The organism is Bartonella sp. AA74HLJMH, from assembly GCF_042197045.1.
Lineage (GTDB): Bacteria > Pseudomonadota > Alphaproteobacteria > Rhizobiales > Rhizobiaceae > Bartonella.
The window spans coordinates 68,168-91,869 of the sequence record NZ_JBHIRJ010000005.1 but is presented as its reverse complement, the minus strand read 5'-3'; the positions used below and the strand labels follow the sequence as shown (position 1 = coordinate 91,869).

Below are 23,702 nucleotides of genomic sequence, written 5' to 3'. Positions count from 1 at the left end.
TCTTACCTGTTATCTCGTTTTATTTACTATTATTTCTTTGTATGGGGAAAATATTCAAGTGATAAAGAAAAAACTCTCACTTTTAAACGACTTTGGTCCTGGTATTCTAGTATGTTTACTCATATCAGCCTTAGCTTATGGCTTAGAAGTCTTAGAAAAACAGCTTTTGGGACAAGCTTGGCTTGAAAGCCTTGTTTTGGCAATTCTTTTAGGATCGATTATCCGTAGTTGTTTTCCTTTGCCAACATATTTTCAAAAAGGTATCACCTTTTCTGCAAAAACACTTCTCGAAATTGCTATCGTTCTTCTAGGAGCAAGCATTAGCATTAACGCAGTCCTTTCAGCTGGTTGGAATTTGCTTGCTAGTATCATTTTCGTGATATTCGTAACGATTATCCTGAGCTTTGCCATCGTCCGACTTTTCGGGCTTTCTACACATTTAGCAATGCTGGTCGCTTGTGGGAATGCTATTTGTGGCAATTCAGCTATTGTCGCCGTTGCACCTGTCATAAAAGCAAAACATGACGATGTAGCCGCGTCAATTGCCTTCACTGCTCTTTTAGGAATTCTTATTATTTTATTTCTACCCTTTTTACATCCATCTCTGAATTTGTCATTTAGCCAATATGGTGTGCTTGCTGGCATGGTTGTGTATGCTGTACCACAGGTTTTAGCAGCAACAGCACCTATCTCTTTTCTGAGTGTTCAAATTGCAACAATTGTCAAATTAGTACGGGTTCTCATGTTAGGCCCTGTTATTTTTACTCTATCAATCATTTATCGCCGATCAGCACAAACACGCTTGCGTTTACATACCCTCGTCCCATGGTTTATCATTGGCTTTATTATCATGATGCTTGTTCGCTCAAGTGGTCTTATCCCTGAAAAGGCTATCAATCCCATCAAATTTATTGCCCAGTTGTTTACTGTTATCTCAATGGCTGCACTAGGATTAGGTGTTGATATCCGATCACTAAAAAAAGCAGGATGGCGCGTCATTTTGGCTTCAACCTGCTCCATAATTATTCTCGGTATTTGTAGCCTTATCATGATACAATTGAATGATTTAAATCATATAACATTTTAAATGTGCATTGATTATTATTTTTTCAACGTAGTATGCAATCAACCCAAAGTCCTCATTATTATTAAAATCAGTTCTTTCATAAACCAGAAAAAGTTCTAAAATACTGCTCATTATTCTATACAAAAAATTGAAAGAGCTGATATTTAAGTGAAAACTGTCAAATGTGCTTTTCAGTCCATAATGATTTGCAACAGGGTAGTATCAAAATACGTAACTCATGCAAAATAATGCCATTTCTTTCATCTGCTCTCATTACGCTGAGGTTTTTATACAAAGACTGATAAAATATATTCTTATTTGGAAAAAATGTGGGGTCATAACTTTTCCTCTTTTAAATTACTTTTACTTACTATGTAATACAAGTGGCATCAACGTACTATTTGATAGCTTAAAAGTTGTGACAACCCTTACATTTAAATGATTCGTGAAAGGAGTTTTGATTCATACGCTAACTCCGCTTGTAATATACAAGCTAATAACTTTAATTGTTTCACCATAAGTAGATTTAAAATAAGGATTAAATCAACATCTCGTTCTATCCCATAAAAAGATATTGTTGCTTATTGGCACTAGTAACTTTCTTACAAATGAAATATACGATAATGAAAAGATTAAAAATACAGCAGGACTTTTATTTATCGTTTTATTCAACTAAAATATTTTTATGCTTATCCTTGCTATAGATACTGCTTCAATTTATTGTGCTGTTGCGCTTATTCGTCATAAATCTGTTATTGCGCGTATCAATGAACGCATGAACAAAGGACATGCCGAAAAAATTATTGGGCAGATTACACAAATAATGAAACAAGCCAATATGACGCTTGATCAAGTTGAGCGTATTGCTGTCAATATTGGACCAGGATCATTTACTGGTGTACGTGTCGGTGTTGCAACAGCGCGCGCTTTGGCATTAGCACTTGAAATACCAGCTGTTGGAGTGAGTGCTCTTGAAGCGTTAGCAGCACAAGTCATAAACAGTAAAAGTACAGTATCGGCAATTACTGTTGTCATTGAAGCAGGGAGAGGGATGTTCTACCATCAAAATTTTCATAATGATCTCACACCTTTGGGAGCGCCGGGATTAAAAACAATTGAAAATATCCTCGAAGATTTGCCAAAAAAAACCCGACTGACTGGCCCAGCTGCTGATGTCGTTGTGGAGCATGTTAAAAACCATAAAATACACGAAAAAATTGTCCTAGAAAAAATTCCCTGCGAAGCGGCCGATATTGTAAACTATGCTTATCTTGCTGCAAACAAACAATCAAAAAATTCACCTCGCCCACTCTATCTACGCAGCGCTGATGCAAAACAACAAACCAATTTTGCTTTACCACAAAAAAAATAATGCCCAAATTTTCATTGACAAAAAAGAATTTTGGAATTGCTCCGCTACAAGTTAATGATAGTGCTTCTCTTCATCAAATTCATCAGCATTGTTTTACCCCTTCTTGGGAAAAACAAGCTTTTGATAATTTCTTAACAGATCACTCTATCTTCGGATACAAAGCTTTTCTCATTGATCACTCTGATCAAATTTTAGGCTTTTGCCTATGCCGTCTCATCCTTGATGAAGCAGAAATCATCACAATTGCTGTTCACCCTCATTATCGTCAAAAAGGAATTGGTACCTTTCTTATTGAAAGCACAGTTCACTATCTTCACGACAAGGGCGCCATAAAATTATTCTTGGAAGTAGAAGCCACAAATCTTTCTGCTTTGAACCTTTATCAACGCTTTGAATTTCAAAAAATTTCTGAACGTCTTGCCTACTACGCGTCAAAAAATGGTCGTGGTGATGCAATTATCATGCAAAAAACTTTTAAGCAAATAGATTGAGATTTGTGTAAAAAACATTTACACATGCGCTATGAATAAAGTAAATCCTAAAAATACGCCTCCTGTTGCTCCTAAAAAGGTTTTTATCAAAACCTATGGATGTCAAATGAATGTTTATGATAGCCAACGGATGACTGATAGCCTCAGTTCGCAAGGCTATGTGACAACACAAATTCCCAATGATGCCGATCTTATTCTTGTTAATACCTGTCATATTCGTGAAAAAGCAGCAGAAAAACTTTATTCTGATCTCGGTCGTTTGCGCGTTATGCGTCAAGAGCGCACACCTGATAAACCCCTTATGGTTGGTGTAACAGGTTGTGTTGCACAAGCTGAGGGAAGTGAAATCTTGCGCCGTGCTCCAACAGTGGATCTTGTTATTGGTCCGCAAATGTATCATCGCTTGCCAGAATTGTTAGAAAAAGCCAAACAAGGGAAAAAAATTATCGAAACAGACTATGCTGTTGAAGATAAATTTGCTCATTTGCCGCCCCATAATAAACATGCAGTAAGAAAACGAGGTGTTAGCGCATTTTTAACAGTACAGGAAGGTTGCGATAAATTTTGCACTTTTTGTGTTGTTCCTTACACACGCGGTGCTGAAATATCACGATCCGTTGAGCAAATTACTGAAGAAGCCCTTCAACTCATCGAAGCGGGTGTCAAAGAAATTACGCTGCTTGGACAAAATGTCAATGGTTGGCATGGACAAAGTGCTGATGGCAAAACTTGGCGTCTTGGCGATCTTCTTTATCATCTCGCAAAACTCGATGGTTTAAAGCGTTTGCGTTACACAACCAGCCACCCACGTGATATGGATGATAGCCTTATTGCCGCGCATCGAGATCTTGATATGTTAATGCCTTACCTCCATCTTCCTGTTCAATCAGGTTCAGATCGCATCTTAAAAGCCATGAACCGACAACACAAAAGCTCTCATTATCTTCATCTTATCGAAAAAATTCGAACCGTACGGCCAGATATTGCCTTTTCAGGCGATTTTATTGTAGGGTTTCCAGGAGAAACAGATGAAGACTTTGAAGAAACCATTAAACTTATTCAACAAGTACAGTACAGTTCAGCTTATTCTTTTAAATATTCCCCCCGTCCTGGAACAGTGGGAGCCACAATGAAAAATCATGTTGATGAATCTGTAAAAGATGCCCGACTTCAACATTTACAAGCCCTTCTCCTTGAGCAACAAAATGCGTTTTTGCGTTCTAAAATTGATCAAAAAACGGACGTTCTCATCGAAAAACCTGGACGTCACTCAGGGCAAATGGTAGGGCGTTCCCCTTGGCTTTTACCTGTTGTTGTCGATACAGAAGCCTCTACAGGTAGCGTGATAGAAATTCATATTAAAAATGCAAGCTCAAACAGTTTTGTTGGTGAAGTGACAAATAGATAAACATGCCTCTAATACCTTGTTCAAAAATAAATATTTTGGAAAACTCTTTTATTTTAAAAGCAAATGATTACATCTAAAGCGTGCACTTTTTGTAAAAATTGTCTTTTATAAAATTTACTTAACAAAATGTGCAACATTTATGTAGATATGGAGAATAGGCTGAAAGCTTCAACCGAAAAAATAAAGCGTATTAAAGAAAAAGTAAATACGTCCCTTGAAAAGGCTGATACCTTGAAACAAACAAGCGCTTCAGATGTGAGCCAAGTTGTTTTGATTTTCGAAAATAATAAATATGCAAAAGCAGTTTTTGGTAAATTTGACGAAAATCTCGCTTATATCGAAAAAAAACTCGAACTTAGTATTCATCCGCGTGGTAATGAAGTCTTAATCCGTGGAAATGTTTCTGTTATAAAACGTGCGCAATATGTATTGCAGCAGCTTTATGAACGTGCCAAAACACATCAAGAGCTCACTTTATCAGATATAAAAGGAGCGATTGCTATGGCAAATATACCAAAGAAGCAGAAAGAAGACACAATAACACACAAATCTGCAACGAAACGTATACCAGCTCGGTTGAGTACCCATAAAAAAATAATTCATGCAAGAACTCCAACACAAGACGCTTACATAAGTGCTATGGAGCATACTGAACTTGTGTTTGGTGTAGGACCAGCAGGAACAGGAAAAACATATCTTGCTGTTGCTCATGCTGCAATGCTTCTAGAACGTGGTATCATTGAGCGAATTATTCTCTCACGTCCAGCTGTTGAAGCTGGAGAACATCTTGGTTTTCTTCCCGGTGATCTCAAAGAAAAAGTCGACCCATATTTACGACCACTTTATGATGCTCTTTATGATATGATGCCCGCTGAAAAAATAGAACGCATTTTAGCCTCTGGTGTCATAGAAATTGCTCCTCTCGCCTTTATGCGCGGACGAACACTTGCCCATGCTGCTGTTATTCTTGATGAGGCACAAAATACTACCCCCATGCAAATGAAGATGTTCCTCACACGTCTTGGAGAAGGAACGCGTATGATCGTTACCGGTGACGTAAGCCAAATTGATTTGCCTACAGGGCAAAAATCAGGTCTCATTGAAGCAATTCGCATTCTTTCAAATGTAGAAAATATTGCAATTGTGCATTTTGATGAAAAAGATGTTGTACGCCATCCACTTGTTGCTGCTATTGTTCGTGCTTATGATCTTGATTCCGAAATACAAAATAAAAAAAAATCATTCGCATGCGATGCATTAAAAAATGAATTTGATTCATCATGATTATTATTGATATAATGATTAAAAGCGCAGGGTGGAATGATGAGAAAATGCTTTATAATATCACTGAAAAAGCATTAATGACAACTATGCATCATGTTTCATTGGCAAATGTTGTAAGCGAGATTAGCCTGCTTTTTACGGATGATGAACATATGGCACAAATCAATGCACAATGGCGCAACAAAAACAAATCTACTAATGTATTATCCTTTCCTGCTTTTCCACTTAAAGCTGGAAATCGACCTGGTCCCATACTCGGTGATATTATTATTGCCCGAGAAACTGTTGTTTTCGAAGCAGAGAAAGAAGGAAAAACATTTCAAGACCATTTAACACATATGATTGTTCATGGTATCTTGCATCTGCTTGGTTATGACCATGAAACTGATGATGAAGCATATAAAATGGAAAAGCTCGAAAGAGAAATTCTTCAAAAGCTTTCCATAAAAGATCCTTACGCATAATTGTCTATCAATGATAAAATTTAACTTTTAAAATCAATATTACCAGCATACCATTTAAAGCCTCTTATTTATCTATTATAAAAAAGAAAGTCTAAAAGATTTCAAAACCATGGCAAACAAAATAAATGCACAAAATAATAGTCAAGCATCTTCTAATAATGAAAAAGACCCCTCTCAACAGACGAATCATACAGAGAAATATTCCCTGATGAATCATTTATTTTCATTCTTACGGGGTCGTAATTGTGCATCTACGTCACTGCGCGATGATCTTACCGTTGCACTCACGACTAACAATGAAAAAGATACCGCCCTCTTCTCACCTGAAGAACGTACTATGCTGCATAACATTTTACGCTTACGTGAAGCACGCGTGGATGATGTTATGATACCTCGTTCTGAAATCGAAGCATTAGAAATAAACACCTCTCTTGGAGAAACCCTTAAATGTTTTGCAAAAATTGGTCATTCTCGTATCCCCGTTTATGCTGAAACTTTAGATGATCCGCGCGGCATGATCCATATCCGCGATATTCTTAACTACATGACTCGCTTTATTATCAACCCAACAAAAACCGAACAAAAATCCGATTTGCTTCAATTAAACCATACAGACTTGCATACTCCAATCGGTGAATTGGATTTGATCCGAACAGTTCTCTTTGTTCCCAGTTCTATGCTTGCAAGCAAATTATTAACACGGATGCAAACTACACGAACTCAAATGGCTTTAGTTATTGATGAACATGGAGGAACAGATGGTCTCGTTTCAATGGAAGATATTGTTGAGTTAGTCGTTGGGGATATCGAAGATGAACATGATAATGTCGACAATGCTATCGTACGTGAACCAAATAATAAATGGCTCGTTGATGCAAGAACTGAACTAGAAGATGTGGAGAAAGCTCTTGGTCCTGATTTTATCGTAGGGGAATATGGTGATGAAGTTGATACTATTGGTGGTTTGATCGTCTCAATTCTTGATCGCATTCCTGCTAAAGGTGAAATTGTCGAAGCTGTACCTGGCTATAGATTTCGTATTTTAGAAGCTGATAAACGCCGGATTAAACGATTGCGCATTTTTCGCATTCCCAAAAATGAGAATCTTGAGAACAATGCCATCCCTAAAGAATAGTCCAGCATTTTTAAACAATTTCATCGTTTTTTTGTTCTCTGTTACAGGCTGGAAGCGCCAAGCATGGATATTTCTGTGTGGTGCTCTTACTTCTTTTGCACTTCCACCCTTTTATTTAACACCTCTTTGCTTTTTAACTTTCCCTCTCTTTATTGTTTTACTTGACTCAATACAGACCACCCAAAACAATAAAAAACATTTTTTTACTTACGCTTTAAGCTGTGGAACCTTTGGTTTTAGTTATTTTATTTGCGGCCTTTGGTGGCTATGCAATGCTTTGTTAACAGATCCAGATTCTTTTGGTTGGGCCGTCCCATTAGCCATTTTAGTCCCTCCACTCTACCTTTCTCTTTATTGGTTTTTTTCTGGTTTCATTGTCGGTTTATTATGGACAAAAGGAATAGCACGCTTTTTTGTTTTAGCCTTTGCATTAGGATTATCCGAGTGGTTGCGTGCGTTTTTATTCACAGGATTTCCATGGAATTCTCTTGGCTATACAGCCATGCCAACCCCAATATTCATGCAATCTGATGCAATCGTAGGACTTTACGGAATGAATATTCTTGCTGTCTTAGCCTACAGTTTGCCAACTGTTTTATTAACGGATGAAAAAAAGAAAGTGGCACTTTCTCTTTGCTTATCACTTATATTCATTCACTGTGGTTTTGGGTTTTATCGTCTTCATACTATAGAAAACACAACTGAAGATCAAAAAAGTGCTTATTGGGTGCGCATTGTTCAACCGTCCATCCAACAAAATATAAAATTGCGTGATAATACACGAGAATCTATGTTGGAAGCGCATATGAAGCTAAGTGCAACGCCAACAACCGATCAAAATTCAGAACCCGATTTTATCGTATGGCCTGAAGCTTCCGTTCCTTACCTTCTCTATGATAATTCATCTATCACAATGCGCATTGCCTCTCTTTTAAAACCTAAACAATGGGCTATTGTTGGAGCAATACGCGCCAGCAATGATCTACCTCATTCCCAAACACAATATTTTAATACAATTGCAGTCATTAATGCTCAAGGTAATATTTTAAATACTTCCGATAAACTTCATTTGGTTCCTTTTGGTGAGTATCTTCCTTATCAGAATTTATTGAAAAAAATTGGATTGCGTACCCTTGCTGATAATATTGGTGGATATAGTGCTGCAAGTGTGCGCAAAATTGTTACAATGCCAAACGGATTTTCTTATCTACCCTTAATTTGTTATGAAGCAATATTTCCCCATGAAATGACTTTTAAAGGCTCCCCGCCTCAAGCAATTATTAATATTACAAATGATGCATGGTTTGGTGTAACACCTGGACCCTATCAACATCTTCAACAAGCACAGCTTCGTGCCGTTGAACTGGGAATCCCCCTCATACGGGCCGCCAATAATGGCATATCAGCTGTTATTGATTCTTATGGACGAATCGTTGTAGCTCTTCGACAAAATGCTGTAGGCATTATTGATTCACAAGTTCCATCATCCATTACCCCTATAGGAAGCAATGAATACAGAACTTTCTCTACTTTTATCTTATTCATCCTTATGCTATTGTGTCGTATTGGTTTTGGTTTTACAAAACAGCTTAAATGATTCAAGTGCCCTTTGTACGGTATTGTGTTGCGTGTACCAGTGATATTGGGAAAAAATATTACATATTGTTTTAATTATATGATAAATCAACTGCGCATAAATATGATGTTGGTTTAGAAGAAAAATGCTGGAAATAAAGAGTTGCATTATGACCGAAACTAGAAAAAAACCTGACCCTATAGATATCTATGTTGGAACTCGTATCCGTTTACGTCGTAATATTTTAGGACTCACTCAAGAGAAACTAGGTGAAAAATTAGGAATTACTTTTCAGCAAATCCAAAAATATGAAAAAGGAACAAACCGTATTGGTGCCAGCCGTCTTCAAGCGATAGCGGAAATTATGGATGTTCCTGTTTCTTACTTTTTTGATAAAGGTATTACCTCCCAACAAGTAGAGGGTTTTGCTGAAAGTGAACACAATTTTATAGACTTTTGTTCTAGCAGCGAAGGGATTCAGCTCATGCGCGCTTTTACAAATATATCTGATGCTAAAGTGCGTCGAAAAATTATTGACTTGGCAAAAGCACTTTCTGAGGAAGATTTGACAAATAAGTTATAACTTAAAATTATATCTTTTCTCTTTTATTCATATACATTTGCATTGACTATTTGCTGTAGAATTAGCAAATGGTGACGACTTTAGTAAGCAATTGATTAAATCGTTGGTTTTCTTTTTTGAAGGAGTTCCTATGCCGCATCAAGATTATCTTTTTACGAGCGAATCGGTATCGGAAGGACATCCTGATAAAATTTGTGATCGTATTTCCGATGAAATTGTTGATATGATCTATAAAGAAGCTGAAAAGACTGGTACTGATCCATGGTTAGTACGCGTTGCCTGTGAAACTCTCGTCAGTGTCAACCGTGTTGTTATCGCTGGTGAAGTACGTGTTCCCGATACGCTATTAAAAAAAGATAAAAATAAAGAATTCATCTATGATGAAACTAGCTTTCCACTCATTAATCCTACACGTTTTCGTACAGCAGCGCGCCGTGCTATTCGTACCATTGGCTATGAACAAGCAGGCTTCCATTGGAAAACTGTTAAAATTGATGTTCTTTTGCGCCCACAATCAGCTGATATAGCAAGAGGGGTTGATAATGCTACGGATCGGCATGGTGAAGAAGGAGCGGGTGATCAAGGTATCATGTTTGGATATGCTTGCCGTGAAACACCTGATCTCATGCCTGCGCCAATTTATTATGCGCATAAAATTCTCAAACTTCTTGCCGCAGCTCGTCATAAAGGAGAGGGAGAAACTGGAAAATTAGGACCAGATGCTAAAAGCCAAATAACCATACGTTATAAAAATGGAAAACCGATAGAGGTCACATCCATTGTTCTTTCAACGCAGCACCTTGATGAAAGCTGGGATTCCAATAAAGTACGTACAGTGGTTGAACCTTACATTCGCCAAGCTTTACATGACATTCCCATTGCAGCTCAATGCAGTTGGTATATTAACCCAACAGGAAAATTTGTCATTGGAGGCCCTCAAAGCGATGCCGGATTAACGGGACGCAAAATTATTGTGGATACTTACGGAGGTGCAGCACCCCATGGAGGCGGTGCTTTTTCAGGAAAAGATACAACAAAAGTTGATCGTTCTGCTGCCTATGCGGCACGCTATCTGGCTAAGAATATTGTTGCTGCTCATTTAGCAGAGAGATGCACCATTCAACTCTCCTATGCAATTGGTATTGCACAACCTTTATCTATTTATCTTAATCTTCATGGAACAGGAAAAGTCGATGAAAAGGTTATTGAAGAAGCCATCCGCAAAATAATGGACCTTTCACCTACCGGCATTCGAAAACATCTTGACCTCAATAAACCTATTTATGCGAAAACAGCTGCCTATGGTCACTTTGGTCGTAAACCAAAACACGATGGTTCGTTTTCATGGGAAAAAACTGATCTCGTGAAAACGCTTCAAACAATGATCCAAATCCCATGATTAAACATAATATACGTAAGAGTGAAGCATTTTTTGGACGCCGACAAGGAAAACAACTTCGAGACAGTCAGCTTACACGTATACAAATGCTTCTCCCCAGTTTGAATATTGATTTAAATGTCCCTCCTCCCTTAAACCTTACATCCTTATTTTCAAGCAAAGTAAGAGAAATTCGACTTGAAATCGGTTTTGGTGGAGGTGAACATTTACTTCATGAAATGGCATATTTTCCAAAAACCGGTTTTATCGGCGTCGAGCCCTTTATCAATGGCATGGCAAAAATATTATCGTCTCTTGAACAGCATCAAAACCATCAAAATCGTCTTCGCCTCTATAATGATGATGCTACACGCCTTCTTGATTGGCTCCCTGATAACTCGCTTGATGGAATAGACCTCTTCTATCCTGATCCTTGGCCGAAAAAGAAACACTGGAAACGACGCTTCATCAATATAAAAAATCTTAACCGTTTTGCTCGTGTTCTTAAAATAGGAAAATTTTTTCGCTTTGCTAGCGATATAGACAGTTATGTAAACTGGACTTTGTACCATTGTGCACAACATGATCACTTTGAATGGAAAGCAGAAAGCCCTCAAGACTGGAAACTCCCTTATCCACTATGGAGTGGAACCCGCTATGAAGCAAAAGCTTTACGCGAAGGACGAACGCCTGCCTATCTTACCTTTATCAAGAAATAAATGATCAAGCGCTTTTCTCATAAACAACTTGAAAAATTTTGAATTTAAGAGTATCAATAGTTAAATTCTTGGTCTTATGATGAAGAGTGGGCCGTTGGACCCGCTCTTTTTTAATATCATAAAACTGATGAAACCAACTTGGATAAAATGTATGAACGAAGCTGAAAAAATAAGCAATCTTGACGAACCGCGCCTGTTTGAAGAAGATGGTATCGAAGCACAGGTTGCTGCTCTTGTCATACCACTACTTAAACCTTTAGGTTTTCGTTTGGTTCGTGTAAAACTTCTTGGTCAAAATGGTTTAACACTTCAAATTATGGTTGAACGTGCCGATGGTTCTATGACCATAGAAGATTGTGAAACTGTTAGTCGAACTGTTTCTCCCCTCCTTGATGTACAAAATGTTATTGAACGCAAATATCATTTAGAAATCTCATCACCTGGAATTGATCGTCCATTGGTAAGAAAATCTGATTTTTTTCATTGGCAGGGGCATCTTGCAAAAATTGAAACCAAAATAACAATTGATGGGCGCCGAAAATTTCGTGGGACACTTACAAATATCACGCAAGATGGATTTATTTTAAACACTGATAAAGCTGCTTATGGAGAAGCCATGTATACCCCTATTTCCTTTTGTGATATCATAAATGCGCATTTAGTGCTTACCGATGAGCTTATTCGCGATGCATTGAAACAAAATAAAGATTTAAGTCAACAATTCATTGCCGAAGAGAACGCTAACGACTCTATACAGACGCTCAATTTCAAAAAATAATATCACTGGGAAATACCCATCGTGTGGCACAAAGAAGGAGAAAATTGATGGCTACAAGCGCTAACAGGCTTGAGATTCTGCAAATTGCAGATGCTGTTGCACGTGAAAAGTCAATCGACCGTGAAATTGTCATTTCTGCGATGGCTGATGCTATTCAAAAAGCAGCACGTTCTCGTTATGGTCAAGAAACCAATATTCGTGCTGAAATCAATTCTAAAACAGGTGAAATTAAATTACAGCGCCTGCTTAAAATCGTTGATGTCGTTGAAGACTATACAACGGAAATTACTTTGTCTGATGCTCTCAAACGTCAAGCAGAAGCAAAAATTGGTGATTTTTTTGCTGATCTTTTACCTCCTATGGATTTTGGACGTATCGCAGCACAATCTGCTAAACAGGTTATTGTACAAAAAGTACGCGATGCAGAGCGCGATCAGCAATATGAAGAATTCAAAAATAAAGTTGGTGAAATTATTTCTGGTACAGTTAAGCGTGTGGAATATGGTAACGTCATCGTTGATCTAGGGCGCGGTGAAGCTATTGTTCGCCGTGATGAATTAATTCCTCGTGAATCATTCCGCTATGGAGATCGCATTCGTGCTTTTGTCAATGATGTACACCGTGAAACGCGTGGTCCGCAAATTTTCCTTTCACGCACACATCCCCAATTTATGGTAAAACTTTTCACTATGGAAGTACCAGAAATTTATGATGGTATTATAGAAATCAAATCTGTTGCTCGTGATCCAGGTTCACGGGCTAAAATCGCCGTTGTTTCACGTGATGGTTCCATTGATCCTGTTGGAGCATGCGTTGGAATGCGAGGAAGTCGTGTACAAGCTGTTGTTGCTGAATTACAAGGCGAAAAAATTGATATTATTCCTTGGTCGCCTGATGCGGCAACATTTGTCGTTAATGCACTGCAACCTGCTGAAGTTTCTAAAATCATCCTTGATGAAGATGCTGAACGGATTGAAGTTATTGTGCCAGATGATCAACTTAGCCTTGCTATTGGACGACGTGGGCAAAATGTTCGCTTGGCTTCGCAACTAACAGGATGGAACATTGATATTTTAACGGAAAAGGAAGAATCTGAAAATCGTCAAAAAGAATTTACTGAACGAAGTAAATTGTTTATGGAAGCCTTAGAGGTTGACGAAATGATCGGACAGGTTATGGCATCAGAGGGTTTTTCTTCTATTGAAGAAATCGCCTATATTGATCTTGAAGAAATCGCTTCTATTGATGGTTTTGACCATGATACCGCCGCTGAAATCCAAAGTCGTGCCCGCGAATATCTTGATCATCAAGAAAAAGAACTCGATGAAAAACGCAAAAAGCTCGGAGTTTCTGACGAATTGCGAGCACTTCCTGGAATGACAAGTGCTATGTTGGTTGCTGTAGGTGAAGATGGTGTAAAAACAATAGAAGACTTTGCTGGCTATGCCGTTGATGATTTAGCTGGTTGGAGAGAACGTAAAGAAGGTCAAACACGGAATTTTTCTGGTATTCTAACCCCTTTTGACATTACACGCGCAGATGCAGAAGCTATGGTTTTAGCCGCACGTGTACAAGCAGGCTGGATAGACCAAGCTGATCTTGTTACAGAAAATCCTGTAGAAGATGAAAATTCTGCAGAAAATGAAAAAACAGATGATTTGGATGTGGATACACTTTAAATGAATGAACGGACTTGCATTGTGACCCGAAAAAATGCTTCAGCACAAACGCTGATCCGTTTTGTTATTGGTCCCAATAACCAAATTGTTCCTGATCTTAAAGCGAATTTACCAGGGCGTGGCGTTTGGATTTCTGCCCATCACGCTGTTATTGAGAAAGCAATCAAACAGAAAGCTTTTCATAGAAATTTTAAAACAGATGTTGAGGTTGCACCAAATCTTGTGCATGTTGTTGATACGCTTTTACTAAAAGCCGCTCTTTCAAGCCTTTCCATAGCACGAAAAGCGGGAGCAATTGTTATGGGAGCAACAAAGGTTGACGCTGCTATCCGCTCTGGTAAAGTTATTCTTGTACTTCATGCTAAAGAAACAACAGAAGATGGGAAACGAAAAATTGCACAGGCCATCCATTCAATACAACAACAAACAAATCGGACTATAAAAACCATATCTTTATTTACAAGTAATGAAATGCGAGTGGCTTTTGGCTCTAATCCTGTAATGCACGCGGCCTTACTGGACACAAAAGCTGCTGAAGGATTTCTCAAAACAACATGTAAATTGATCAGCTATCGTGACGACAAGCATAGTAAGTCTAGTGAGATGACGGCCCAAGCCGTGAAGGAAGTACAATGAGTGAAAATAACAACGACAAAACAACCGTCAAGAAGACACTAACTCTCAAGAGGTCTGTCTTGGAAACGAGTACGGTTAAACAAAATTTTAGTCATGGCCGTACGAAGGCTGTCGTTGTCGAAACCAAACGGCGTAAAATTACGCGACCTGATGAAAAAGCTGAAACCCTACAGCCCATTACAAAGCCGCATGTGGCCCCCCAGCGTTCTAAACCGCGTTTTGAGGGGAAAAAGCCTCAAGAATCTGTGACCAAAAGCAATCTTTCATCAACTGAAATGGAAGCGAGGCTTCGCGCGTTAGAAGAAGCACATATCCAAGAAAAAATAACGCGAGAACAAGCCGAAGAAGAAGCAAGACGCGCTAAAGAGCGTGAAGAAATTTTACAGCAAGAAATTAAAGAAAAAGAAATACATCTCCAACAAGAAGAAGAAATATCGCCAGTACAGACTCCACCTGTTCCCCCTCTCATTGAACAGACAGATATTCCTATTGCCCCTAAACAGACAACCGTGGTTGAAAAACGCAAAATAGATGACAATAAAGAGGAAGAACGGCATAGTCGACGTGCTAATCCTGCTAAGTCAGAAATACGTGTACCCAAAGTTGTCAAAGGAGCTGATGAGCGGAGACGCGGAAAGTTAACTCTGAATAGTGCACTGGATGAAGAAGGAAGCGCACGTGGGCGCTCAATGGCTGCAATGCGGCGTAGACAGGAAAAGTTTAAGCGTGCACAAAATCAAGAACCAAGAGAAAAAATTTCTCGCGAAGTTGTTCTTCCTGAAACGATTACTATTCAAGAGCTCGCACAACGTATGACTGAGCGTTCTGTTGATGTGATTAAATTCTTGATGAAACAAGGACAAATGATGAAACCTGGCGATGTTATTGATGCAGATGTTGCCGAACTCATCGCTGTTGAATTTGGCCATACTGTTAAACGTGTTTTAGAATCTGACGTAGAAGAAGGTATCTTTAATATAACAGATAATCCTCAAAACATGCAGCAGCGCGCCCCTGTTGTAACCATTATGGGCCATGTTGACCACGGAAAAACTTCGCTTTTGGATGCTATTCGTAAAGCAAATGTTGTTTCTGGCGAAGCAGGAGGTATTACGCAGCATATTGGTGCCTATCAAGTAGAACAAAATGGTCAAAAAATTACCTTTATTGATACACCAGGTCATGCTGCATTTACCGCTATGCGTGCACGCGGAGCTCGTGTTACTGATATTGCTGTTCTCGTTGTAGCCGCTGATGATAGTGTTATGCCTCAAACGATTGAATCAATCAATCATGCGAAAGCTGCTGGTGTACCTATCATTGTTGCTATCAACAAAATTGATAAACCAGCTGCGAATGCACAAAAAGTGCGTACAGAACTTCTACAACATGAAGTGTTTGTTGAAACTATGGGTGGAGAAACTTTGGACGTTGAAGTTTCTGCTAAAACTGGTCAAAATCTTGATAAACTTCTCGAAGCTATCCTTCTTCAAGCTGAAATGCTTGATCTGAAAGCAGATCCTCAACGAACTGCAGAGGGCGTTATCATTGAAGCCAAATTGGATCGCGGACGTGGCTCTGTTGCAACAGTTCTTGTTCAAAAAGGTACATTACACCCTTCTGATATTATCGTTGCTGGAAATGAATGGGGTCGTGTACGTGCTTTGATTGACGACCATGGCCGCCATGTCAAAGAGGCCGTTCCCTCTACACCAATTGAAATTTTAGGCATGCAAGGAACACCACAAGCCGGAGACCGTTTTGCTGTTGTCACACATGAAGCAAAAGCACGTGAAATTTCTGAATATCGGCAACGATTAGCACGTGATAAAGCTGTTGCGCGGCAAACTGGTTCGCGTGGTTCTCTTGAACAGATGATGACAAAATTGCAAACGACTGGTGTTAAGGATTTTTCTCTTATTATAAAAGGAGATGTTCAAGGATCAATTGAAGCAATCGCTTCAGCATTGGAAAAACTCGGAAATGACGAGGTTCGTGCGCGTATTGTACATTCTGGTGCTGGAGGAATTACCGAAAGTGATATTTCTCTTGCAGAAGCTTCTAACTCTGCTGTAATTGGCTTTAATGTTCGAGCCAATAAGCAGGCACGTGATTTTGCTAAAACACAAGGAATTGAAATTCGTTATTACAACATCATTTATGATCTTGTTGACGATATCAAGGCTGCTATGTCTGGATTACTCTCACCAGAACAGCGTGAAACTTTCCTTGGTAATGCTGAAATTCTAGAAGTCTTTAACATTACAAAAATTGGAAAAGTTGCAGGATGTCGTGTTACAGAAGGTAAAATAGAACGAGGAGCCGGTGTTCGCCTTATCCGCGATAATATCGTTATTCACGAAGGAAAGCTGAAAACACTCAAACGCTTTAAGGATGAAGTCAATGAAGTGCAAAGTGGTCAAGAATGTGGAATAGCCTTTGAAAATTATGAAGACATGCGTGCAGGAGACATCATTGAGACCTTCCGTATCGAACATATTAATCGCACATTATAAAATAATCCAATAACTTTACTCTGTTGTGAAATGAGAAAAGTTATTAGGTTTTATACACAATATCTCTTTTTCCTTATCTAAATGGTCAAAAAAGAGATCTTGTAGCAAGGATAAAACTTTGATGAAAAATGCAGGGCCATCACAACGGCAACTTAGAGTAGCAGAGCAAGTACGTCATGCAATAGCGCATATATTACAGCGTGATATTTTGCTTGATGATATCTTAAAAGATATTGTTATTTCTGTCTCTGAAGTACGCATGTCACCAGATTTAAAAATTGCTACTTGCTTTGTATCACCTCTCAGCACTCTTAAAAATGCTTCTCATACCGATGTTGTTGATACCCTCAATAAACATAGTCGTTTTCTCCGTGGAGAAATCAGTCATGCGTTGCGACAAATGAAATATATGCCAGAACTGCGTTTCCGACTTGATAATAGTTTTGATAATTTTTCAAAAATTGATGCCCTCCTTCGCTCGCCTGAGGTTGCACGCGATCTTCACCATAGTGATACAGATGAGGATTAAAGATATGGCGCGGCAACACAAGAAAAAAGGGCGTCCTGTTTCTGGCTGGGTCATATTTGATAAACCAGAAGGAATGAAATCAACAGAAGCTGTCTCACAAATCAAATGGCTCTTCCATGCTCAAAAGGCAGGACATGCGGGTACACTTGATCCTCTTGCTTCTGGTCTCCTTCCCATTGCATTGGGCGAAGCAACCAAAACCGTCCCTTACGTGATGCAAGGCAAAAAAACTTACCGTTTTCATATTGCTTGGGGGCAAGAGCGCTCAACAGATGATTTAGAAGGAGAAATAACGAAAACTTCTCTCATACGTCCAACACAAGAAGAAATACTTGCTCTTCTTCCTCAATATACAGGTGTTATTTTGCAAACACCTCCACAATTTTCAGCAATCAAAATTGCTGGAAATCGTGCCTATGATTTAGCGCGTGAAGGGGAAGTTGTTGACATTCCGCCCCGTGAAGTGGAAATAGAAACTTTCAAGTTATTAGAAATGCCTACCAAAGAGCATTCTATCTTTGAAATAACCTGCGGAAAAGGAACTTATGTGCGCTCTTTAGCACGCGATATGGGACGTGATCTCGGTTGCTATGGGCATATTGCTGATTTAAGACGTATTGCCGTCGCACCTTTTGATGAAGAAGATCTCATTACATGGGAGGAACTAAAAGCGGCCATTCCGCCAAATAAAAACACTACAGATGAGAATAATCGTTCTTTTGAAAAAAACTTCTCAACACTCGATGGGCTCTTAATTGACACAAGCGCCGCATTGGATTGCCTCCCTCACTATATCCTTAATGAAACTCAAGCACAGAGAATTATCAAGGGTCATTCTATCCTCTTGAATCATCACAAAGCACCTCTTGATGAAGAGGAAATTTGTGTCCTCTATAAGGAACAACTTCTTGCTATTGGCACTCTCGACAAAGGTCTATTTAAACCAAAGCGGATTTTCACAATTTAATCGATTCTTTTCCCAACCACCTTTTGCGGAAAGATATTTTTCTCTATCAATTAAGAAAAATATGGTGCTTTTCATTGTCTATATTTACCGTATTCATATCAAAATTTAAGTCAGTGCTATAAGCTAACACCACCACACACTTTTTCCTCTTAATGTCGCAACAATCCTTGCATTTAAAGGATTCGTAAGAGGCTTTTTATTTCTTTTTCAATCGTTTTTTACTCATACTTTAGTCCTCGTTTATAATGTACAAGCAAAGATATGGACTGATTTACTCTAAATAGATTTGAAACGAGAAAAGCTTAAGATTTTCAGAACTATCACTCAACATGAAAAATGACAAATAACCATTATAAATCAATTCATTAAATATTGAAATAGCAATTTTTTATGATTATGCTAAAAAATTGATCGAAATAATATTAATATATGTAATATTTACAAAAACTGTTTTAACCCTAAGGAAGATGATCAGAGGAAACTTTTAAAAGCATCTCATTGGCTTGAGGTATTGTTTGGCGTTCAATCATGCGGTGCACTCTTATACCGTTAGGAGCACAATTTAAATGACGTAGACGCTTATTGACTTCTGCATCTGCTTTTGTACGACGATGATTATGGCGTAAATAATCTACCCATGTTGGCATATGATAAGCCTCTGTCCAATATTCAGGTCTTTCAAGATCTCGTAAAAGGACCCACTGACGCGCACCATCACGTAATCGAATATGGCGTCGACGCGTCATCACTTTGAGAAACTCTTCAAGATCATTTTCATGAATTTTATAATCGATCATTATCATAATCGGGCCACTTCTTGCTTTGAGGTCGAGTAATAATTCCGGCTCTCTAAAATGATCAAGAGGATTTAAATCTATCTGAGGAATTTCTTGAATTCTAAATTTTACCCCTGCAAGAGCACCAAAAATCAAGAATAAAGAACAAACGCTCAAAGCAATTGTTGGAGAATAACCATCAGCTAAACCTCCCCAGATTGCACTTCCAATAGCCATCCCCCCGGCAGATGCCGTTTGATAAAGAGCTAAAGAACGTGCAACAACCCAGCGTGGTGTAGAGAGTTGTACAGATGTATTAAACAATGATAAGGCCAAAACCCAACATAACCCTGCAGGAAATAAAGCAATATGGCTTATAATCAGTGAACGACTGATTCCCAATAAAAAGCAAGAAAAGGCGAAACCAATAAATGCACTTGCAATAATTGTTTCTGAACGAAAATGATGCCGTACAACTGCATTAATAATACCTGCTGTCATGGCTCCTAACCCAAAACAACCGAGCAATGTACCATAAAGAAGGGCACTTCCTCCAAGAACTTTATGCGCAACAATTGGCAAAAGTGCTAAAATAGAAGTTGCTCCTATACCAAAAAGGAACGCTCGAACCATAATACTTAAGAGATTAGGTGACATCGCAACATAACGCAAACCATCTGAGACAGCTCCTAACAGCCTTTCTCGTGGCAATGAGTTGTTTTCATAATTCGACTTCCAGAAAAACAACGCACCAATAAGAGGAATATAGCTTATAGCATTAAACAAAAAAGCAGCCGATGCCCCCAAAGTTGCAATGATGGCACCACCAATCGCAGGACCAACACTCCGCATCAAATTAAAGCCGACACTATTCAAACTAACAGCAGCAGGAATATTTTCCCTGCTCACAATATCTCCTATCGTTGCTTGCCAAGAAGGATTATAAAAAGCTGTGCCACATCCAATCAAAAACGTAAAACATAACAAAAGCCAAGGTGTTAGAAATCCCATATAGGCTAAAACAGATAAACTCATCGATATGACCATCATCATAATCTGTACACACAACATAATTTGACGCCGATTAAAATTATCAGCTAATGCCCCTGCCATCAAAGAAAACATAACAAGTGGTAATGTTGTGGCACTTTGAACTAGCCCAACCATGGAATGCGAAGAACTAATCAACGCCATTAACCACCCTGCTCCAACAGCTTGTATCAGCCCCCCTAAATTAGAAATAAGAGTAGATGACCATAAATTTCGAAATACCGAATTACGAAAAAGTTTTAATGTTGAAATGCTCTGCATCTTTTCCCTCCAACGCTATTTATCACTTTTGTTACCACTCACACACACTCATAATCTTTGTATCAAAAGGATGCATAATTGTTTAAAACACTTCTCATAAAACTCTATTTAAATCAATATTTCAAAACAAAAGCTTTTATTTAAAGAAAGACTTCAAAATGCTGTCAAGGACTAGTATTTTAACCTTCTTTCCTATATAAGAACGAAAATAGGTAAGAGTCTTCGACTTTTCCTGTTTTCTCACAGACCCTTGCTGAACGACATCTCGGCTATGGGTGGCTTTATGTTTCTTCGTTTTTGGAAAGGATAATACGATGTCGATTACAGCTGAACGTAAAAAAGCTCTTGTCGCAGAATACGCAAACAAAGTTGGTGATACAGGATCACCAGAAGTGCAAATTGCTGTACTTTCTGAACGTATTTCTAATTTAACAAACCACTTTAAATCTCACAAAAAAGATAATCATTCTCGTCGTGGTCTTTTGAAGATGGTATCTCAACGTCGGCGTCTTCTTGATTATCTTAAAGGAGTTGACCAAAATCGTTATCAGACACTTATAAAGAAGTTAGGTTTGCGTCGCTAAAAGAAAAATAGAAGTGGTATTTAAAAAAACACCCATTTTTTCAACGTGTTGCTTTTAATTAAAAATTTTAAAAACTGATAAGTTATTATGGGATAGAACTGCTCATCGTTTCGCATTTAAGCAGTTTACTTCTCTTTTCTCGCAACAAAGATAAAAAGTATGTTGTCCACCCCAGATCTTGGAAGTATGCTACGCAAAACCAGAATGTGAGCAATCAAAGATTTAAACACTGGTCATTAAGGATAAAAAATGTTCAAAACGCACAAGATAGAAATTGAATGGGCCGGGCGTCCGCTCACCCTTGAAACAGGGAAAATAGCGCGTCAAGCTGATGGTGCAGTGATTGCTACCTATGGAGAAACGATTGTCTTAGCTACCGTTGTATCGGCCAAAATCCCAAAACCAGACCAGGACTTTTTTCCACTCACCGTTAATTATCAAGAAAAATCCTATGCTGTTGGTCGAATACCTGGGGGCTATTTAAAACGTGAAAGTCGACCAAGTGAAAATGAAACTTTGGTTTCACGTTTGATTGATCGCCCAATTCGTCCCCTTTTCGTTGAGGGATATAAAAATGATACACAAGTTATTGTTTCCGTTATACAGCATGATCTCGAAAACAATCCCGATATCCTTGCGATGATTGCATCTTCTGCCGCATTGACCCTGTCAGGTGTTCCTTTCATGGGGCCTATAGCTGGTGCCCGCGTTGGCTATTGTAATGGACAATATGTTCTTAATCCTCATATCGATGAAATGCCTGAATCAAAACTTGATCTTGTTGTTGCTGGAACAGAAAGTGCTGTTTTGATGGTTGAATCAGAAGCACAAGAATTACCGGAAGATATCATGTTGGGGGCCGTAATGTTTGGTCACAAAGGCCTTCAACCTGTCCTTGATGCCATTATAAAGCTTGCTGAAGTTGCTGCAAAAGATCCTCGTGATTTTGTTCCTGAAGATCTTTCTGAGCTTGAAAAAGCGATGCAGAAAATGGCAGAACAGGATATACGAAAGGCTTACACAATTACTGATAAGCAAGAACGTTATGCTGCAATTGATGCACTAAAGACAGAAATCCTCAATAAATTTATGCCAGAACCAGAAAAAGACTGTCAATTTAGTGCAGATCAAATTGCAACCGTATTTAAACAGTTGCAAGCAAAAATTGTTCGCGGAAACATTCTTGATACCCAAAAGCGGATTGATGGACGCAATCTTTCTACCGTACGCCCTATCCAATCAGAAGTAAGTATTTTACCCCGCACACATGGATCAGCACTCTTTACCCGCGGAGAAACACAAGCGATTGTCGTTGCAACATTGGGAACTGGTGAAGATGAACAATATGTTGATTCTTTAACGGGTATGTATAAGGAAACATTCCTTCTCCATTACAATTTTCCACCATTTTCAGTGGGTGAAACGGGACGCCTTGGTTCTCCAGGTCGTCGTGAAATTGGACATGGCAAATTGGCATGGCGGGCAATTCACCCCATGTTGCCAACGAAAGAATCTTTTCCTTATACCATTCGTGCTGTCTCAGAAATCACTGAATCCAATGGCTCTTCTTCTATGGCAACGGTTTGTGGAACCTCACTTGCTCTTATGGATGCTGGTGTTCCTCTAGCACGCCCTGTTGCTGGTATTGCTATGGGCTTGATTAAAGAAGGAGAACGCTTTGCTGTTCTTTCTGATATTTTAGGGGATGAAGATCATCTTGGAGATATGGATTTTAAAGTCGCAGGAACAGAAAATGGTATTACTGCCTTGCAAATGGATATCAAAATTGATGGTATTACCGAAGAGATTATGAAAATCGCGCTTGAACAAGCCAAAGGTGGACGAATCCATATCCTTAATGAGATGGCGAAAGCTTTAACCAGTGCACGTGCTGAGCTGAGTGAATTTTCTCCACGAATCGAAGTTATGAATATTTCTGTCGATAAAATCCGTGATGTTATCGGCTCTGGTGGTAAAGTTATTCGGGAAATCGTGGAACAAACTGGAGCAAAAATTAATATTGAAGATGATGGTACCATTAAAATTGCTTCTGCTGATGCTAAAACCATTGAAGCAGCAAAACGTTGGATCCATTCTATTGTCGATGAGCCTGAAGTTGGTGCTATCTACCAAGGAACAGTTGTAAAAACTGCAGAATTTGGTGCATTTATAAACTTCTTTGGTTCTCGTGATGGACTCGTTCATATCTCTCAACTTGCATCAGAACGCGTCACCAAAACAACCGATATTGTAAAAGAAGGTGACAAAGTTTGGGTTAAATTAATGGGCTTTGATGAGCGTGGAAAAGTTCGGTTATCAATGAAGGTCGTTGATCAAACAACCGGAAAGGAAATCACCGGTGATAAAGCGATGAATGAAGAAAAGTGCGTGGATGAAAAAAAACAACCTGAAAATAAGCGCCGCCGAAAGAAAAAAGAAGAGTAAGTTTT

Annotated in this window: 20 protein-coding genes; 19 read left to right on the top strand and 1 reads right to left on the bottom strand. The window is 38.7% G+C overall.

Annotation, left to right across the window (positions count from 1 at the left end; all coding sequences use genetic code 11):
• The first annotated feature begins 58 nt into the window (after nucleotides 1-58).
• The 17 genes from ACFINH_RS04940 (at nucleotide 59) to truB (ending at nucleotide 18,581) form a co-directional block, all read left to right on the top strand.
• The gene (locus ACFINH_RS04940) at nucleotides 59-1,087 is read left to right on the top strand and encodes a YeiH family protein (protein WP_375632296.1); all 1,029 of its coding nucleotides are present in this window, start codon (nucleotides 59-61) and stop codon (nucleotides 1,085-1,087) included.
• Between the two features lie 664 nt (nucleotides 1,088-1,751).
• A complete protein-coding gene (tsaB, locus tag ACFINH_RS04935; RefSeq protein WP_375632295.1) occupies nucleotides 1,752-2,438 on the top strand; it encodes a tRNA (adenosine(37)-N6)-threonylcarbamoyltransferase complex dimerization subunit type 1 TsaB in 687 nt (228 codons plus the stop codon).
• A complete protein-coding gene (rimI, locus tag ACFINH_RS04930; RefSeq protein WP_375627639.1) occupies nucleotides 2,438-2,929 on the top strand; it encodes a ribosomal protein S18-alanine N-acetyltransferase in 492 nt (163 codons plus the stop codon). Before tsaB ends, rimI begins: the two co-directional genes overlap by 1 nt.
• 31 nt (nucleotides 2,930-2,960) lie before the next feature.
• Entirely contained in the window at nucleotides 2,961-4,337 is a 1,377-nt protein-coding gene (gene miaB / locus ACFINH_RS04925) for a tRNA (N6-isopentenyl adenosine(37)-C2)-methylthiotransferase MiaB (protein ID WP_375632294.1), read from the top strand.
• A gap of 159 nt (nucleotides 4,338-4,496) precedes the next feature.
• Nucleotides 4,497-5,621, top strand: a complete 1,125-nt coding sequence (locus tag ACFINH_RS04920) for a PhoH family protein (protein WP_375621222.1) — start codon at nucleotides 4,497-4,499, stop codon at nucleotides 5,619-5,621.
• Nucleotides 5,618-6,085: an rRNA maturation RNase YbeY gene (gene ybeY, locus ACFINH_RS04915; RefSeq protein ID WP_375632293.1), complete on the top strand. Its 468-nt coding sequence runs from the start codon at nucleotides 5,618-5,620 to the stop codon at nucleotides 6,083-6,085. The genes ACFINH_RS04920 and ybeY overlap by 4 nt, the downstream gene beginning before the upstream one ends.
• Before the next feature lie 109 nt (nucleotides 6,086-6,194).
• Nucleotides 6,195-7,220: a hemolysin family protein gene (locus tag ACFINH_RS04910; protein ID WP_375632292.1), complete on the top strand. Its 1,026-nt coding sequence runs from the start codon at nucleotides 6,195-6,197 to the stop codon at nucleotides 7,218-7,220.
• Nucleotides 7,183-8,817 carry an apolipoprotein N-acyltransferase gene (gene lnt, locus ACFINH_RS04905; protein WP_375632291.1) on the top strand — a complete coding sequence of 545 codons (1,635 nt, stop codon included), beginning with the start codon at nucleotides 7,183-7,185 and terminating at the stop codon, nucleotides 8,815-8,817. The genes ACFINH_RS04910 and lnt overlap by 38 nt, the downstream gene beginning before the upstream one ends.
• A 148-nt stretch (nucleotides 8,818-8,965) precedes the next feature.
• Nucleotides 8,966-9,379, top strand: a complete 414-nt coding sequence (locus ACFINH_RS04900; RefSeq protein ID WP_375611810.1) for a helix-turn-helix domain-containing protein — start codon at nucleotides 8,966-8,968, stop codon at nucleotides 9,377-9,379.
• Between the two features lie 130 nt (nucleotides 9,380-9,509).
• Nucleotides 9,510-10,778, top strand: coding sequence for a methionine adenosyltransferase (metK, locus tag ACFINH_RS04895; protein WP_375613312.1), 1,269 nt, complete (start codon nucleotides 9,510-9,512; stop codon nucleotides 10,776-10,778).
• Complete coding sequence (locus ACFINH_RS04890; RefSeq protein WP_375613311.1) at nucleotides 10,775-11,476, top strand: tRNA (guanine(46)-N(7))-methyltransferase TrmB; 702 nt, start codon at nucleotides 10,775-10,777, stop codon at nucleotides 11,474-11,476. Before metK ends, ACFINH_RS04890 begins: the two co-directional genes overlap by 4 nt.
• A 127-nt stretch (nucleotides 11,477-11,603) precedes the next feature.
• Nucleotides 11,604-12,254: a ribosome maturation factor RimP gene (gene rimP / locus ACFINH_RS04885; protein ID WP_375611870.1), complete on the top strand. Its 651-nt coding sequence runs from the start codon at nucleotides 11,604-11,606 to the stop codon at nucleotides 12,252-12,254.
• Between the two features lie 47 nt (nucleotides 12,255-12,301).
• Nucleotides 12,302-13,933 carry a transcription termination factor NusA gene (gene nusA, locus ACFINH_RS04880; RefSeq protein ID WP_375632290.1) on the top strand — a complete coding sequence of 544 codons (1,632 nt, stop codon included), beginning with the start codon at nucleotides 12,302-12,304 and terminating at the stop codon, nucleotides 13,931-13,933.
• Nucleotides 13,934-14,569, top strand: a complete 636-nt coding sequence (locus ACFINH_RS04875) for an RNA-binding protein (RefSeq protein ID WP_375632289.1) — start codon at nucleotides 13,934-13,936, stop codon at nucleotides 14,567-14,569.
• Complete coding sequence (infB, locus tag ACFINH_RS04870) at nucleotides 14,566-17,085, top strand: translation initiation factor IF-2 (protein ID WP_375632288.1); 2,520 nt, start codon at nucleotides 14,566-14,568, stop codon at nucleotides 17,083-17,085. The genes ACFINH_RS04875 and infB overlap by 4 nt, the downstream gene beginning before the upstream one ends.
• Before the next feature lie 121 nt (nucleotides 17,086-17,206).
• Nucleotides 17,207-17,614: a 30S ribosome-binding factor RbfA gene (gene rbfA / locus ACFINH_RS04865; protein ID WP_375613309.1), complete on the top strand. Its 408-nt coding sequence runs from the start codon at nucleotides 17,207-17,209 to the stop codon at nucleotides 17,612-17,614.
• Between the two features lie 4 nt (nucleotides 17,615-17,618).
• A complete protein-coding gene (gene truB / locus ACFINH_RS04860) occupies nucleotides 17,619-18,581 on the top strand; it encodes a tRNA pseudouridine(55) synthase TruB (RefSeq protein WP_375632287.1) in 963 nt (320 codons plus the stop codon).
• 458 nt (nucleotides 18,582-19,039) lie between these two features.
• Here the strand turns inward: truB and ACFINH_RS04855 are convergent, their stop codons facing one another.
• On the bottom strand, nucleotides 19,040-20,668 hold the full coding sequence (locus tag ACFINH_RS04855) for an MFS transporter (protein WP_375611818.1): 1,629 nt from the start codon (nucleotides 20,666-20,668) through the stop codon (nucleotides 19,040-19,042).
• Nucleotides 20,669-20,982: 314 nt separating this feature from the next.
• Between ACFINH_RS04855 and rpsO the strand changes: the two genes are divergently transcribed.
• Together rpsO and pnp are read left to right on the top strand one after the other, a co-directional pair.
• Entirely contained in the window at nucleotides 20,983-21,252 is a 270-nt protein-coding gene (gene rpsO / locus ACFINH_RS04850) for a 30S ribosomal protein S15 (RefSeq protein ID WP_375611819.1), read from the top strand.
• 249 nt (nucleotides 21,253-21,501) lie between these two features.
• Nucleotides 21,502-23,697 carry a polyribonucleotide nucleotidyltransferase gene (gene pnp, locus ACFINH_RS04845; RefSeq protein ID WP_375632286.1) on the top strand — a complete coding sequence of 732 codons (2,196 nt, stop codon included), beginning with the start codon at nucleotides 21,502-21,504 and terminating at the stop codon, nucleotides 23,695-23,697.
• The last annotated feature ends 5 nt before the right edge of the window (nucleotides 23,698-23,702 follow it).

Coding starts and splice junctions, on each gene's coding strand:
- nusA (WP_375632290.1), top strand. CDS start 12,302: ATGGCTACAAGCGCTAACAGGCTTGAGATTCTGCAAATTGCAGATGCT.
- ACFINH_RS04900 (WP_375611810.1), top strand. CDS start 8,966: ATGACCGAAACTAGAAAAAAACCTGACCCTATAGATATCTATGTTGGA.
- miaB (WP_375632294.1), top strand. CDS start 2,961: ATGAATAAAGTAAATCCTAAAAATACGCCTCCTGTTGCTCCTAAAAAG.
- metK (WP_375613312.1), top strand. CDS start 9,510: ATGCCGCATCAAGATTATCTTTTTACGAGCGAATCGGTATCGGAAGGA.
- ACFINH_RS04890 (WP_375613311.1), top strand. CDS start 10,775: ATGATTAAACATAATATACGTAAGAGTGAAGCATTTTTTGGACGCCGA.
- rbfA (WP_375613309.1), top strand. CDS start 17,207: ATGAAAAATGCAGGGCCATCACAACGGCAACTTAGAGTAGCAGAGCAA.
- ybeY (WP_375632293.1), top strand. CDS start 5,618: ATGATTATTATTGATATAATGATTAAAAGCGCAGGGTGGAATGATGAG.
- ACFINH_RS04910 (WP_375632292.1), top strand. CDS start 6,195: ATGGCAAACAAAATAAATGCACAAAATAATAGTCAAGCATCTTCTAAT.
- pnp (WP_375632286.1), top strand. CDS start 21,502: ATGTTCAAAACGCACAAGATAGAAATTGAATGGGCCGGGCGTCCGCTC.
- truB (WP_375632287.1), top strand. CDS start 17,619: ATGGCGCGGCAACACAAGAAAAAAGGGCGTCCTGTTTCTGGCTGGGTC.
- tsaB (WP_375632295.1), top strand. CDS start 1,752: ATGCTTATCCTTGCTATAGATACTGCTTCAATTTATTGTGCTGTTGCG.
- ACFINH_RS04855 (WP_375611818.1), bottom strand. CDS start 20,668: ATGCAGAGCATTTCAACATTAAAACTTTTTCGTAATTCGGTATTTCGA.
- lnt (WP_375632291.1), top strand. CDS start 7,183: ATGAGAATCTTGAGAACAATGCCATCCCTAAAGAATAGTCCAGCATTT.
- rpsO (WP_375611819.1), top strand. CDS start 20,983: ATGTCGATTACAGCTGAACGTAAAAAAGCTCTTGTCGCAGAATACGCA.
- rimI (WP_375627639.1), top strand. CDS start 2,438: ATGCCCAAATTTTCATTGACAAAAAAGAATTTTGGAATTGCTCCGCTA.
- rimP (WP_375611870.1), top strand. CDS start 11,604: ATGAAACCAACTTGGATAAAATGTATGAACGAAGCTGAAAAAATAAGC.
- ACFINH_RS04875 (WP_375632289.1), top strand. CDS start 13,934: ATGAATGAACGGACTTGCATTGTGACCCGAAAAAATGCTTCAGCACAA.
- infB (WP_375632288.1), top strand. CDS start 14,566: ATGAGTGAAAATAACAACGACAAAACAACCGTCAAGAAGACACTAACT.